At 32.7% G+C, this 14374-nt stretch carries 15 protein-coding genes; 9 read left to right on the top strand and 6 right to left on the bottom strand.

The window, feature by feature from the left end:
* Window positions 1-40: 40 nt before the first annotated feature.
* The 6 genes from QGM60_RS14395 to QGM60_RS14370 form a co-directional block, all read right to left on the bottom strand.
* Window positions 41-1060 carry an NAD-dependent epimerase gene (locus QGM60_RS14395; protein ID WP_281140948.1) on the bottom strand — a complete coding sequence of 340 codons (1020 nt, stop codon included), beginning with the start codon at window positions 1058-1060 and terminating at the stop codon, window positions 41-43.
* A gap of 90 nt (window positions 1061-1150) precedes the next feature.
* On the bottom strand, window positions 1151-1528 hold the full coding sequence (locus tag QGM60_RS14390) for a hypothetical protein (RefSeq protein WP_281140947.1): 378 nt from the start codon (window positions 1526-1528) through the stop codon (window positions 1151-1153).
* Window positions 1529-1537: 9 nt separating this feature from the next.
* Window positions 1538-2737, bottom strand: coding sequence for an alanine dehydrogenase (locus QGM60_RS14385; RefSeq protein ID WP_281140946.1), 1200 nt, complete (start codon window positions 2735-2737; stop codon window positions 1538-1540).
* A 104-nt stretch (window positions 2738-2841) separates the two neighbouring features.
* Window positions 2842-3396: a hypothetical protein gene (locus QGM60_RS14380; RefSeq protein ID WP_281140945.1), complete on the bottom strand. Its 555-nt coding sequence runs from the start codon at window positions 3394-3396 to the stop codon at window positions 2842-2844.
* A gap of 243 nt (window positions 3397-3639) precedes the next feature.
* Window positions 3640-4095: a tRNA (adenosine(37)-N6)-threonylcarbamoyltransferase complex ATPase subunit type 1 TsaE gene (gene tsaE / locus QGM60_RS14375; protein WP_281141070.1), complete on the bottom strand. Its 456-nt coding sequence runs from the start codon at window positions 4093-4095 to the stop codon at window positions 3640-3642.
* 122 nt (window positions 4096-4217) lie between these two features.
* Window positions 4218-5765 carry a bifunctional response regulator/alkaline phosphatase family protein gene (locus QGM60_RS14370; RefSeq protein ID WP_281140944.1) on the bottom strand — a complete coding sequence of 516 codons (1548 nt, stop codon included), beginning with the start codon at window positions 5763-5765 and terminating at the stop codon, window positions 4218-4220.
* 42 nt (window positions 5766-5807) lie between these two features.
* Between QGM60_RS14370 and QGM60_RS14365 the strand changes: the two genes are divergently transcribed.
* The 9 genes from QGM60_RS14365 (at window position 5808) to fabG (ending at window position 14339) form a co-directional block, all read left to right on the top strand.
* Window positions 5808-7037, top strand: a complete 1230-nt coding sequence (locus QGM60_RS14365; protein ID WP_281140943.1) for an HD domain-containing protein — start codon at window positions 5808-5810, stop codon at window positions 7035-7037.
* Between the two features lie 48 nt (window positions 7038-7085).
* The gene (gene lpxD / locus QGM60_RS14360; protein WP_281140942.1) at window positions 7086-8117 is read left to right on the top strand and encodes a UDP-3-O-(3-hydroxymyristoyl)glucosamine N-acyltransferase; all 1032 of its coding nucleotides are present in this window, start codon (window positions 7086-7088) and stop codon (window positions 8115-8117) included.
* The gene (locus QGM60_RS14355) at window positions 8104-9510 is read left to right on the top strand and encodes a bifunctional UDP-3-O-[3-hydroxymyristoyl] N-acetylglucosamine deacetylase/3-hydroxyacyl-ACP dehydratase (RefSeq protein WP_281140941.1); all 1407 of its coding nucleotides are present in this window, start codon (window positions 8104-8106) and stop codon (window positions 9508-9510) included. Before lpxD ends, QGM60_RS14355 begins: the two co-directional genes overlap by 14 nt.
* A 1-nt stretch (window position 9511) precedes the next feature.
* A complete protein-coding gene (gene lpxA / locus QGM60_RS14350) occupies window positions 9512-10297 on the top strand; it encodes an acyl-ACP--UDP-N-acetylglucosamine O-acyltransferase (protein WP_281140940.1) in 786 nt (261 codons plus the stop codon).
* 22 nt (window positions 10298-10319) lie between these two features.
* On the top strand, window positions 10320-10886 hold the full coding sequence (efp, locus tag QGM60_RS14345) for an elongation factor P (RefSeq protein ID WP_281140939.1): 567 nt from the start codon (window positions 10320-10322) through the stop codon (window positions 10884-10886).
* Window positions 10887-10890: 4 nt separating this feature from the next.
* Entirely contained in the window at window positions 10891-11499 is a 609-nt protein-coding gene (locus tag QGM60_RS14340) for a hypothetical protein (protein ID WP_281140938.1), read from the top strand.
* A gap of 9 nt (window positions 11500-11508) precedes the next feature.
* Window positions 11509-12447 carry a UDP-3-O-(3-hydroxymyristoyl)glucosamine N-acyltransferase gene (locus QGM60_RS14335; protein WP_281140937.1) on the top strand — a complete coding sequence of 313 codons (939 nt, stop codon included), beginning with the start codon at window positions 11509-11511 and terminating at the stop codon, window positions 12445-12447.
* 101 nt (window positions 12448-12548) lie between these two features.
* Complete coding sequence (gene sucD, locus QGM60_RS14330; protein ID WP_281140936.1) at window positions 12549-13421, top strand: succinate--CoA ligase subunit alpha; 873 nt, start codon at window positions 12549-12551, stop codon at window positions 13419-13421.
* Between the two features lie 171 nt (window positions 13422-13592).
* Entirely contained in the window at window positions 13593-14339 is a 747-nt protein-coding gene (fabG, locus tag QGM60_RS14325) for a 3-oxoacyl-[acyl-carrier-protein] reductase (RefSeq protein ID WP_281140935.1), read from the top strand.
* Window positions 14340-14374: the final 35 nt, after the last annotated feature.

Raw genomic sequence — 14374 nt, 5'->3', positions numbered from 1 at the left:
CGACAAGTTTTTACGATAAAATCCATTATCAATTATTTATTTATTTATAATATTCTCTATACCAATCTACAAAAGCTTTTACTCCTCTTGCTATAGATGTATTAGGCCTGTAGTCATAATCTGCTATTAATTGATCTACATCAGCCCAGGTTCTTTCAACATCACCAGGTTGTATATCCATCATATTTTTATCAGCTTCCTTATTTAGATTTTTTTCTATTTCCTTTATAAAATCTAGAAGTTTTACGGAATTATTATTCCCTATATTATATACTTTATAAAGTTCTTTGTTTTCAACACGAGATATTGCTGGCTTTTCAATAATTCTCACAACACCTTCTACAATATCATCTATATAAGTAAAGTCACGCTCCATTTTTCCGTGATTAAATACTTTTATAGGTCTGTCATTAACAATAGCATCAGTAAACAAAAACATAGCCATATCTGGTCTTCCCCAAGGGCCATAAACTGTAAAGAATCGTAAGCCTGTTGTTGGAACATTAAACAAATGACTGTAAGTATGAGCCATTAACTCATTACTTTTCTTTGTAGCAGCGTACAAGCTTATTGGGTGATCAACATTGTCGTCAGTAGAGAAAGGTACTTTTTTATTTAAACCATATACGCTAGAACTACTAGCATACACTAAATGTTTAATTTCAAAGTTTCTACAGCATTCAAGAATATTTAGAAATCCAACCAAATTAGAATCAATATAAGTTTCGGGATTTTCTAAACTATATCTAACTCCAGCCTGTGCAGCTAAATTACAAACGATATCAAACTTTTCGTTTTTAAATAATTCAGGTAAATTTTCTCGATCTTCAAGGTTCATTCTTACAAAAGAGAAAAAGCTAGATGAACTTTTGCATACTTTGTTAAACTCGCTAGCACACTCTTTTTCAATTCCTAATTCCTTAAGTCTTGAAAATTTAAGGTTGACATCATAATAATCGTTTATATTATCTAAGCCTACTACTTGATGCCCTTTATTTATTAATATTTTTGAAACAAAAAAGCCAATAAAGCCTGCGGCACCAGTTACTAATACTTTCATTATCTTTTATTTAATGTTTTGAATAATTAACCTCAAAGATTAAAATTTAGATTGATAAATTTGAGATTTTAGCGATAGAATACATAAATATTAGTTTTGCGTAAAATCAATTTCTATAATTTTTGCTAGCGAGTTGCAATTTTCAACTTTGAGTTCCATCTCTTGCTCTTTATAAGAGTTTTCTATAATATATATTTTACAAGAGTCTAGATCAATATTACTTTTTGAAAAATCAACTGTTCCGTACTTTATTAAGTTAACTACAGTTAAAGAATCTAGTGTGTTTTTTTGAATAAAAGTAGAGGCACTTTCAGAATAAGAGAGTGGTTTAGAACTGATGTTTTTAACTGTTCTAGCATTTGGGCCATAATCACACGAAGCATCTTTGCCGTTAAGAAAAAACATAAGAATTATAAGACCTATGGCAAATCCTCCAAGATAATAGCCAAGTCGATGAATAAACTTCATTGAATAATTTTAAAAGATTAATAGGTTGACATCATTGTAATCTAAACCATACCATTCGGAAACTGATTTATTAGTTAAGATGCCGTGGTAAAAATACAACCCATTTTTTAATCCTCTATCAAATCTAAGCGCATTTTCTAAACCACCATGTTCACCAATTTCTAGTAAATAAGGTGTGAAAATATTACTTATGGAAACTGAAGCTGTTCTAGAGTAACGCGCAGGAATATTCGGAACACAATAATGGAGTACTCCGTTGTGTTCAAAAGTAGGATGGTCATGAGTGGTTATTTCACTGGTTTCAAAACAACCTCCCATATCAATGCTTACATCTATGACTACTGAGCCTTTTTTCATGTTGTCTACCATAGTTTCAGTAACTACAATAGGAGAACGATTAGTGCCTCTAACAGCACCAATAGCAACATCACATCTTTTTAAGGCTTTTAGTAGGTTTTTTGGTTGCATTGTAGAGGTGTAAATTGTACGTCCTAAATTATTCTGAATACAGCGTAGTTTAGTAATTGAACTATCAAAAACCTTAACATTTGCACCTAAACCAATAGCTGATCTAGCAGCGAATTCACCTACTGTGCCAGCACCTAGAATTAAAACCTCGGTAGGAGGAACACCATTGATGTTTCCCATCATTAATCCATTACCACCATTAACATTAGATAGTAACTCAGAAGCGATTAAAATAGAAGCTGTGCCTGCAATTTCACTAAGTGACCTCACTGCTGGGTAAGCACCATCTTCATCTTTAATATATTCAAAAGCTAAAGCAGTGATTCTTTTTTTGGCTAAAGCTTCAAAATAAGCTTTACTCTGAGTTTTAATCTGTAAGGCAGATATTAAAATTGTCTGAGGATTTATTAAACTAATTTCATCTAAGGAAGGTGGTTCTACTTTTAGTATCATAGGGCAGGAGTAGACCTTTGCCGTATCCTTGGTGACTTCTGCACCAGCTTCGCTATAGTCTTTATCATTGAAATTAGCACCTTCTCCAGCACCAGATTCTAATAAAACACGATGACCATTTGCTGTTAAAGCAGAAACAGCATCTGGAGTTAAGCAAACTCTTTTTTCTTGAAAATGAGTTTCTTTAGGGATACCAATAAAAAGCTCCCCTTTTCGTTTAAAAATTTCTAAGGTCTCTTCTTGAGGTAATAGTTGGGCTTTGGTAAATGGAGATAAAGATTTACTCATTGAAGGTTAGTTTAAAGTAATTGCAATATAGTGAAAGCCTAAATGAATTACTAAAATTATTCTACTTCAAACAATAAATGCTTTAATAGAGAGGAATATAATAATTAAAAGTACTGTTTAATCTTACCCCAAAAGGTTTTTGGTTTTATCATAAACTCTTCTTCTAATTCTTCCATAGTTTTATCTGCATCGTTTATTTTATTGAACATTCTAGCTCTAATTAGATATATTGAAGGGAAAACGATAGCCATAAAAGGTAAAAGCCAAATAATATGAAGTTCGTCCATATAAACTATATCATCATTTAATGCACTTAAGCACTGAAAAGAAAACATAGCAATAGGGATTATTAAAACATGATACCACCAATGCTTACAAGTAAAAAACCATATGAGAGAAAGTAATAAGGGTATAACTTTCATCATTAAAACCCAGACGCCTACATTTGCACTTCCATATAAATTACTATTATATGTTCCAAATATAGTTTCCCATTTAGGAGTGTCAGGCACATATTCGTAGATATAGAATAAAAAAGGAGTACCAGCTATAACTGTAGCTATGATACTCCCCATTAAAATCTTTCGATTATAAGATTTCTTATCCGTGTGTTGGGATTTTAAGTTTTCTTTTGTCAACTTGTGTTGTAGTTTGGCCATCTAAGTCAATAATGTTAGTTGCTTGAGCAGTGAATAACATTCCGCCGAAGATAGCAATCGCTAGTACTAGTTTTTTAGCTTTCATAATTTAAAGGGATTTAATTAATTAATTACTACAAAATTACAGTGTAGAGTAATAGTGCTAAAATGTAATAATGTTAAAATCCTAGAAATTATGAGTTTATAATTACGGTTTTCCCGTAATTAGCATACTATCTTAAAGGAATATAGTCAAAATTTAAACTAAAATTTTGTTTCTGTCATAGCTTTATTTTCGGTTAAATGTTTAGTCTTTATAGTTAATTTGAGGGATCTTTTCTCATTATTAATATTAGTGATGCTTATTGTCTGGTTATCATCAGGTAGTAATTCTTCAACACGCTCAGGCCATTCAATAAAAAGCCAATTATTACTGTTAAAATAATCTTCAACACCAAAATTATAAGCTTCTTCAATATCTTCAATCCTATAGAAATCAAAATGAAAAACCTTATCATTTGTCAGCTCATATTCATTAACAATGGAGAATGTCGGACTAGAAGCTACATCATCACTTCCTAAAGCTTTTAGTAAAGCATTTATGAAAGTTGTTTTTCCAGCACCCATTTCCCCATTGAAAAGCACGGTTTTAGAAACTAAATGCTCTAAAACTTTAGTTGCAATGCTATCAATTTCATTGAGTTGATATTCAAATTCTATAGTATTCACTATCAATTAAATTTGATGCAATGTTAGGAATAAAATATTGAAAATCCTAGAAATTTATGTATTTCGTCGATTTTTTTTGCTTTTTACAGATATTATCCTTTATGGAAGATTTGTTATTTTGGTTCTAAAATCACAAAAGGAATAATCATTTCTTCCAAAGAAACACCACCGTGTTGATACGTATTTCGGTAGTAACTGACATAGTGATTAAAATTATTAGGATAAGCTAAGAACAAATCCCCTTTAGCAAAAATAAACGAGCTACTCATACTTAATGAAGGTAAATGAATAGATTTTGGATCTTTTACCGCCAAAACATCTTTGTCTTGATAGGTGAGGCTACGACCTGTTTTATAGCGTAAATTCAAACTAGTATCTCTATCGCCTATAACTTTAGAAGGTGCTTTAACATTAATAGTACCATGATCTGTAGTCATTATGAGTTTAAAACCTAATTGTTGAGAAAGTTGTATCATTTCTAATAATGGAGAGTTTTTAAACCAGCTTAAAGTCAACGAGCGATAAGCTTTATCGTTAGAGGCTAATTCTTTAACAACTTCCATCTCAGTTTTAGAATGTGATAGCATGTCCACAAAATTATACACAACTACACTTAAATCGTTTTCTTTTAATGCTCTAAAGTTTTCTACAAGTTTCTTTCCTGATTTTAAATTGGTAATTTTATGATACTCATACTTTAGATGTGTTAGTCCTAAACGCTTCAACTGTTCTCTTAGAAAATCATCCTCGTGAAGGTTTTTTCCTCCTTCATCTATATCGTTTTTCCAATATTGAGGATAAAGTTTTTCCATGTCTGATGGCATTAAACCAGAGAATATAGCATTACGCGCATACTGTGTAGCTGTTGGTAAAATGCTGAAGAATGAAAGTTCTGAAGCTTTCTTGTAATAATTGTTAACGATAGGCTCAAAAGCTTTCCATTGGTCATAACGTAAATTATCGATGACAACTAAAAGCGTTGGTTGTTTATCACTTAGTTCTGGCACAACTTTATCCTTAAATAAAGTATGTGACATAACAGGTGCTTCAGTATTTGACTGAAACCAATCTTCGTAATTTTTCTCAATAAATTTGCCAAATTGTAGATTAGCTTCGGTTTTTTGAGATTCAAGGATATCAGTCATTCCAACGTCTTCTATATCCTCAAGCTGAAGTTCCCAATAAATTAACTTTTGATAAAGATCTACCCATTCCTGATAAGAATTTACCATAGATAAATCCATGGCTATTTTTCTAAACTCTTGTTGGTAATTAGATGTCGTCTTTTCTGAGACTAAACGAGAATGGTCTAAGTTCTTCTTTAAACTTAGTAATATTTGGTTAGGGTTAACAGGCTTAATTAAATAATCAGCAATTTTATTACCGATTGCTTCCTCCATAATATATTCTTCTTCACTTTTGGTAATCATTACCACAGGAAGGTTTGGTCGTTTTTCTTTTATTTCATTTAAAGTTTCCAATCCTGTGAGTCCAGGCATGTTTTCATCTAAAAACACAATATCAAAGTTCGTTTCGTCTATAACTTCTAGTGCTTCTGTACCGCTTTGGCATTTAGTAACTATATATTGTTTTTGCTCTAAAAAGAGAATATGAGGTTTTAGTAAATCTATTTCGTCGTCTACCCAAAGAATATTTATCATGTTGTGGTATATTTGTCTTTTAACTATTGATTTTTATACATTTTGCCTACTAATAATAAGCTCAAAATATTTAACGATCCAATTTACGGATTTATTACCATTCCAAATTCACTAATTTTTGACATTATTCAACACAAATACTTTCAGAGGTTACGTAGAATTACCCAAATGGGTTTATCTTATTTGGTGTATCCAGGCGCGCATCATACACGTTTTCATCATGCGCTTGGCTGTATGCATTTAATGCAAAAAGCTATAAATGTACTTCGTTTTAAAGGAGTTGCGATTTCGGAAGATGAAGAAAACGGTTTGCTAATCGCTATTTTATTGCACGATATTGGACATGGGCCTTTTTCTCATGCCATGGAGCATAGTATAGTAAATGATATTTCTCACGAGGAAATTTCACTGCGTTTTATGGAAGAACTCAATAATGAGTTTAACGGAAGTTTAACGTTAGCAATCTCAATTTTTAAAGGTGAATACCATCGGAAATTCATGTGTCAATTAATTTCAAGTCAACTCGATATGGATAGAGCAGACTATCTGAAAAGAGACAGTTTTTACACAGGTGTTGCTGAAGGAAACATTAATAGTGAACGTTTAATTACGATGCTTAATGTGGTTGAAGATGAGTTGGTTGTGGAAGAAAAAGGAATTTATAGTGTAGAGAAGTTTTTAGTTGCTAGACGCTTTATGTATTGGCAAGTATATTTACATAAAACAAGCTTAGCGGCCGAACAACTTTTAACAAGAATTTTAAAGCGAGCTAAAGATTTGGTTTCGGGAGGAGTTGATCTCAATGCAAGTGAAGCTTTGTCGTATTTTTTAAATTCTAATATTGATAGAGCATCTTTTGATGGTGAAACTTTAAGCATATTCTCTAAATTGGACGATTATGATATTGTTTCAGCAATGAAGAATTGGCAAAATCATAATGATTTTGTGTTAAGTAATCTTTGCGAAATGATTCTCGATAGAGATTTACTCAAAATAAAGTTGAAAAATAAAGATATTAAACAAGCGGAACTTACAGAGCATATCAATGCTTTAGTTGACGAGTATAATCTAACTAGAGAAGAAGCAGAGTATTTTGTTTTTAAAGGTGAAATTACCAATCAAGCTTATAAGAGTAAAAAGCAGAATATCAATATTCTTCTAAAGTCAGGAAAAGTAAAGGATATAGTTAAAGCTTCAGATCAAGTTAACCTAAAAGCACTAAGTAAACCTGTAACCAAATATTATAAGTGCTATCCTAAGAAGAAATTGTAATACATTTTTTCTATTTTTGCTGAACCAACAGACAAATAAATCAATTAATTGAAATTTACAGCAGAACAAATCGCAGGTATTTTAGAAGGAACTGTTGATGGTGATCCCAACGTGGAAGTTTCTACACTATCCAAAATAGAAGAAGGAAGCGAAGGATCTTTAACTTTTTTAGCAAATCCTAAATACACGCAATACATTTATACTACAGAGGCTTCGGTTACTATTGTTAATGAAGACTTTAAACCCGAAAACCCAATAAGTACAACACTTATAAAAGTAGAAGACGCTTACAGGTCTTTTACAAAACTATTAGAATATTACAACCAATTTAAAATGAGTAATAAGTCAGGAATAGAGCAACCAAGCTTTATTTCCGATACTGCAAAATTGGGTGAAAATATTTATGTAGGTGCATTTACTTATATAGGAGATAATGTAACTATAGGGAATAATGTTAAGATTTTCCCGAATTCATACATTGGTGAGAATGTTACAATTGGTGACGATTGTATCATCTTTGCAGGCGGAAAAATTTATTCCGATTGTGTTATTGGTAATAATTGTGTGATCAACTCTGGAGCTATTATAGGAGCAGATGGTTTTGGTTTTGCTCCAAATGAAAAGGGTGAGTATTCAAAAGTTCCACAAATAGGAAATGTAATTTTAGAAGACAATGTCGATGTTGGAGCTGGTACTACAATAGATAGAGCCACAATGGGTTCTACCGTAATTCGTTATGGTGTAAAACTAGACAATCAAATTCAGATTGCACACAATGTTGAAATAGGAAAAAACACTGTTATAGCAGCTCAAACAGGAGTTGCAGGATCAACTAAAATAGGCAGCAACTGTATTATTGGAGGTCAAGTAGGAATCGTTGGTCACATTACTATAGGTAACAATGTAAAAGTGCAAGCGCAATCCGGAATTGGAAGAAACATAAAGGATAACGAAGTTTTGCAAGGTTCACCATCTTTTGGTTATACCGACTGGAATAAGTCTTATGTGCTTTTCAAAAACTTACCGAAGCTTGCAAAAACTATAAATGAATTAGAAAAAAAAGTAGATGGCAATAATTAAAACAGATATAAAGCAAAAGACCATTGAAAAAGAAGTTACACTTGAAGGAGTAGGACTTCATACAGGTGCAAATGTTAAATTGGTTTTTAAACCTGGAGCTGAAAATTCAGGATTCCTTTTTGAGCGTGTCGATTTAGAAGGACACCCAAAAATTGAAGCTGATGCCAACTATGTTACTAACACGCAAAGGGGAACTTGTTTAGAGAGAAACGGAGTTGTTATTCAGACATGTGAACATGTTTTAGCAGCTTTGGTTGGCTTGGATATAGATAACGTTATAATAGAACTTAATGCTTCTGAACCACCAATTATGGATGGTTCTTCAAAGTTTTTTGTGGAAGCTTTAGAGGAAGCAGGAATTGTTGAGCAAGAAGCTTGTAGAGAAGAATATGAAGTTACTGAAGTAGTTTCTTATTCAGATGAAGCCTCTGGTAGCGAAATTATATTAATGCCTTCAAGTTCATACCAAATTACTACAATGGTAGATTTTGGAACAAAAGTTTTAGGGACTCAAAATGCAACATTAAATAAAATTTCGGATTTTAAATCTGATATAGCAAATGCAAGAACATTTAGTTTCCTCCATGAAATAGAAATGCTTTTAGAGCATGGTCTGATAAAAGGAGGTGACTTAAATAATGCCATAGTTTATGTCGATAAGGAATTATCGCCTGAAACAATGGAAAAGCTTAGTGTCGCATTCAATAAAGATAAAATTACTGTTAAGCCTAATGGTATTTTGGATAATCTTACACTGCATTATCCTAATGAAGCTGCAAGGCACAAATTATTAGATGTTATTGGTGATTTAGCATTAATTGGTACTCGTATTAGAGGCAAAGTCATTGCTAACAAACCAGGGCATTTTGTAAACACTCAGTTTGCAAAAAAGATGTCCAAAATTATAAAGAACGAAAGACGTAATAATGTGCCTCAAGTCGATTTGAATTCTGAACCTTTAATGGACGTGAATCAAATCATGAACATGTTACCACATAGACAGCCATTCTTACTTTTAGACAAAGTTTTTGAACTTACTGAAAGTTATGTTATTGGTTTGAAAAATGTCACAATGAATGAAGAATTCTTCAAAGGACATTTTCCTGGAGCTCCAGTAATGCCGGGTGTGCTAATTGTTGAAGCCATGGCGCAAACTGGTGGTATCTTAGTATTAAGTACTGTTCCAGATCCTGAAAATTACTTAACGTTCTTCATGAAAATGGATAATGTTAAGTTCAAACAAAAAGTTGTTCCTGGTGACACTTTAATTTTTAAGTGTGAATTGATTACTCCTATTAGAAGAGGGATCTGTCACATGCAAGGCTATGCATATGCCAATGGAAAATTATGCGCAGAAGCCGAATTAATGGCTCAAATTTCAAAAGTAAAATAAAATGAACCAACCTTTAGCATATGTACATCCTGGTGCAAAAATCGCTAAGAATGTCGTAATAGAGCCTTTTACAACAATACATAACAATGTAAAGATAGGTGAGGGTACTTGGATTGGCAGTAATGTTACTATCATGGAAGGTGCTCGTATTGGGAAAAATTGTAACATTTTTCCAGGTGCAGTAATATCGGCAGTTCCTCAAGATTTAAAATATAACGACGAAGAAACAACCGTTGAGATAGGTGATAATGTTACCATTCGAGAGTGTGTTACTATAAATCGTGGTACGGCAGATAAGATGAAAACCGTAATTGGTAACAATTGTCTTATAATGGCTTATTGCCATATTGCACACGATTGTATTGTGGGTGATAACTGTATTTTTTCAAACAACAGTACGTTAGCTGGACATATTACAGTAGGCGATTATGTTGTTTTAGCAGGAATGACTGCCGTACATCAATTTTGTTCTATAGGAAACCATGCTTTTGTAACAGGTGGTTCTTTAGTGCGTAAAGATGTACCACCATATGTTAAAGCTGCTCGTGAGCCTTTATCTTATGTAGGAATCAATTCTGTAGGATTGAGACGAAGAGGGTATTCTTCAGAAAAAATTAGAGAAATACAGGATATTTACAGAATACTGTATCAAAAAAATTATAACAATACACAAGCTTCAGATTTAATTGAAGCAGAAATGGAAGCCACTCCAGAACGCGATGAGATTTTACAGTTTATAAAGAATTCACATCGAGGTATTATGAAAGGCTACTTTAAATCAAACTAAAATTAACAACTTATAAATTATAATGGCAAGTACATCAGATATTAGAAACGGACTATGTATTAGATACAATCACGATATTTATAAAATCATTGAATTCCTTCATGTAAAACCAGGAAAGGGTCCTGCATTCGTTAGAACTAAATTAAAAAGTGTAACCACAGGAAAAGTAATAGATAACACGTTTTCAGCAGGTCATAAAATTGATGATGTTCGTGTTGAAACGCATAAATTTCAATATTTATACAATGATGGTGAATTCTACCATTTTATGAATGAGGCAGACTACACTCAAATACGATTACTAGAATCAGCTTTAGATAGACCCGATTTATTAAAAGAAGGTGAAATTGTAACTATTCAGATTAATACAGAGGATAACATGCCTTTATCGGTTGACATGCCTGCAACTGTAATTTTAGAAGTAACGCATACAGAACCTGGTGTTAAAGGTAACACAGCTACAAATGCTACAAAACCAGCTACGGTTGAGACTGGTGCTGAAGTTAATGTGCCTTTATTTATAAATGAAGGTGATAAAATAAAAGTTGAAACCGAAAAAGGAACTTATAAAGAGCGTATCAAGGAGTAGTTTTATGAGAAAAATTCTTCTAGTTGTTTTGTTAGCTTTAGTAGCTACATCTTGTGTTGAGTTAATTTCTGAAGCAGGAAAAGCAGCTAGTGAACAAATCAATAATCAGCCAGTATCTACTTCAGCTCATAATTATGAAAAGGTAAGTTTGGATAGTGTATTCCATGTAGATTTACCGATTTATATGAAACCCATGAATCAATTAAATTCAGACGCGGTTTTGCAATATGGTAATATTTATAAGGAAACTTATTTTGTAGTTATTCAAGAAGACAAAAATGAGTATGTTGAGTTATTCAAAGAGTTTGGTGATTATAATGATGAATTACCTGTAATTGAAAACTATAAGAACGCTCAGAAAAATATGTTTACAGAGTCTTTAACAAATCCTATTTTCCAGGATTATGGCTTATCATCCATTAATGATAAGCCAGCAAGGCAAATAAAAATATTTGGGAAAGTAGATGATATTGAAGTGGTTTATATTATTGCATTTGTGGAAGGGGAAAAAGATATTTTTATGTTAATGAATTGGACTGTAAATGATAAGCTTGATAAATATGAAAATTCTTTTGAATATATAAATGGAACTTTTAAATTAATCAATAAATAAAAGGTTTTTATGAAATTTCCTAGAGAATATTCATTAAAAGAGATAGCCGGAATAATCCAAACGGATTATGTTGGTAATGATAATTTTCCTGTTTTAGGCATGAATGAAATTCATGTCGTAGAGCCAGGAGACATTGTCTTTGTAGATCATCCAAAGTATTATGATAAAGCACTACAATCTGCTGCAACTATTGTTTTAATTAATAAAGAAGTTGAATGTCCAGAAGGGAAAGCTTTATTAATTTCAGATGATCCCTTTAGAGATTTCAATAAATTGACTAATCACTTCCAGCCATTTAAGCCGTCTAATTTGGCTATAGCAGAAGAAGCTAAAATTGGTGAAGGTACCGTCATTCAGCCCAACTGTTTTATAGGTAATAATGTAACAATAGGAAAGAATTGTATTATTCATTCCAATGTTAGTATTTATGATAATGCCATCATAGGAGATAATGTTATTATCCATGCTGGAACAGTTTTAGGTGCGAGTGCTTTTTATTATAAAAATAGACCTGAAGGTTTCGATCAGTTAAAATCAGGTGGTAGAGTAGTTATAGAAAACAATGTTGATATTGGTGCACTTTGCACAATAGACAACGGAGTTACTGCGGATACAACAATTAAAGAAGGAACTAAGATCGATAATCAGGTTCAGGTAGGTCACGATACAGTTATTGGTAAAAAATGCTTAATTGCCTCACAAGTTGGTATTGCAGGTTGTGTAGTGATTGAGGATGAAGTTACCATTTGGGGACAAGTTGGTATTACTAGCGGAATTACTATCGGTAAAAAAGCGGTGATTTCTGCCAAAGCAGGTGTGAGTAAATCTTTAGAAGGGGGAAAGAGCTATTTCGGTGTTCCAGCTGATGATTTTAGATCTAAATACAAGGAGATTGCTTCTATAAAAATGATACCTGAAATCCTCGAAAAGTTGAAAAACAAAAAATAATAATCAAGTCGTAGAAAAACATAAAAAAGAGGTCGGTTTTACATTTCAAAACTCTTATTTTTGCATAACAAATTAATAAAACTTAAAAACAGAAATATCTAATGAGCGTTTTAGTTAATAAAAATTCAAACATAATTGTACAAGGTTTTACAGGTAGTGAAGGAACTTTTCACGCTGAACAAATGATTGAATATGGTACCAATGTGGTTGGTGGTGTTACTCCAGGAAAAGGAGGTCAAACTCACTTAGGAAAACCAGTTTTTAACACAGTTTCTGAAGCTGTAGAACAAGCTGGGGCTGATACAACTATCATTTTTGTACCACCAGCATTTGCTGCTGATGCGATTATGGAAGCTGCTGATGCAGGTATAAAAGTAATTATTACTATTACAGAAGGTATTCCTGTTGCAGATATGATTAAAGCTGCAGATTATATCAAAAACAGAGATTGTCGTTTAATTGGTCCTAACTGTCCGGGTGTTATTACTCCAGGTGAAGCTAAGGTAGGTATTATGCCTGGTTTTGTTTTTAAAGAAGGTAAAGTAGGTATTGTTTCAAAATCTGGTACGTTAACTTACGAAGCAGCGGATCAAGTTGTGAAGCAAGGTTTAGGTATTACTACTGCAATTGGTATTGGAGGAGATCCAATCATTGGTACAACTACAAAAGAAGCTGTTGAGCTTTTAATTAATGATCCAGAAACTGAAGCTGTTGTAATGATTGGTGAAATAGGTGGTCAATTAGAAGCTGATGCTGCTAAATGGTACAAAGAAAGCGGAAGTAAAAAACCAATCATAGGTTTTATTGCTGGTGAAACTGCACCTGCTGGTCGTACTATGGGACATGCTGGAGCTATTGTAGGTGGTAGTGATGATACAGCCCAAGCTAAAAAGAAAATTATGAGAGAATGTGGTATCCACGTTGTTGATTCTCCTGCTGAAATTGGTAAAAAAGTAGCTGAAGTTTTAGGCTAATCAAAATATTTAAATACTAAACCAAGTTTGGTATAAACTGTTAAAAACCTTACAAAATCTTGTGAGGTTTTTATATTTCATGCAACTTGTAATTGGTATATTTGACATTATATAAACACTTTCCTTCCTTTATGAGTTAGGGTAGGAACTAACTAATCGAAAAAATAATTTATGAAACTTTTAGAAGGTAAAACAGCAATCATTACTGGAGCAAGTAGAGGAATTGGTAAAGGCATTGCTGAAGTTTTTGCAGATCATGGAGCAAACATAGCTTTTACGTACAGTTCGTCTGTTGAGGCTGCAAATGAATTAGAAAAAGAACTTAATGACAAAGGAGTAAAAGCTAAAGGCTACCAAAGTAATGCTGCTAGTTTTGATGAAGCTCAAAAGTTAGCTGAAGATGTTGTTGCTGAATTTGGTTCAATAGATATTTTGGTGAATAACGCTGGTATTACAAAAGATAATCTATTAATGCGTATGGGAGAAGAAGATTTCGATAAAGTTATTGAAGTGAATCTTAAATCCGTATTCAACATGACTAAAGCTGTACAGCGTACTATGTTAAAGCAACGTAAAGGCTCAATCATTAATATGAGCTCTGTAGTTGGTGTTAAGGGTAATGCTGGTCAGACCAATTATGCAGCTTCAAAAGCAGGTATTATAGGCTTTTCTAAGTCAGTAGCTTTAGAATTGGGTTCTCGTAATATAAGAAGTAACGTCATTGCACCAGGTTTTATAGAAACTGAAATGACAGCAAAACTAGATGAAGAAACTGTAAAAGGTTGGAGAGCTGCAATACCATTAAAACGTGGTGGTACTCCAGAAGATATAGCTAACGCTTGTGTGTATTTAGCAAGTGATCTTAGTGCCTATGTAACTGGACAAACCCTGAATGTTGATGGTGGAATGTTAACATAAAATCCATTAAAATACAGTAAGCTATTAATCAATAA

The organism is Winogradskyella sp. SYSU M77433, from assembly GCF_029911945.1.
Lineage (GTDB): Bacteria > Bacteroidota > Bacteroidia > Flavobacteriales > Flavobacteriaceae > Winogradskyella.
This window is presented reverse-complemented; position numbering and strand designations above follow the sequence as displayed.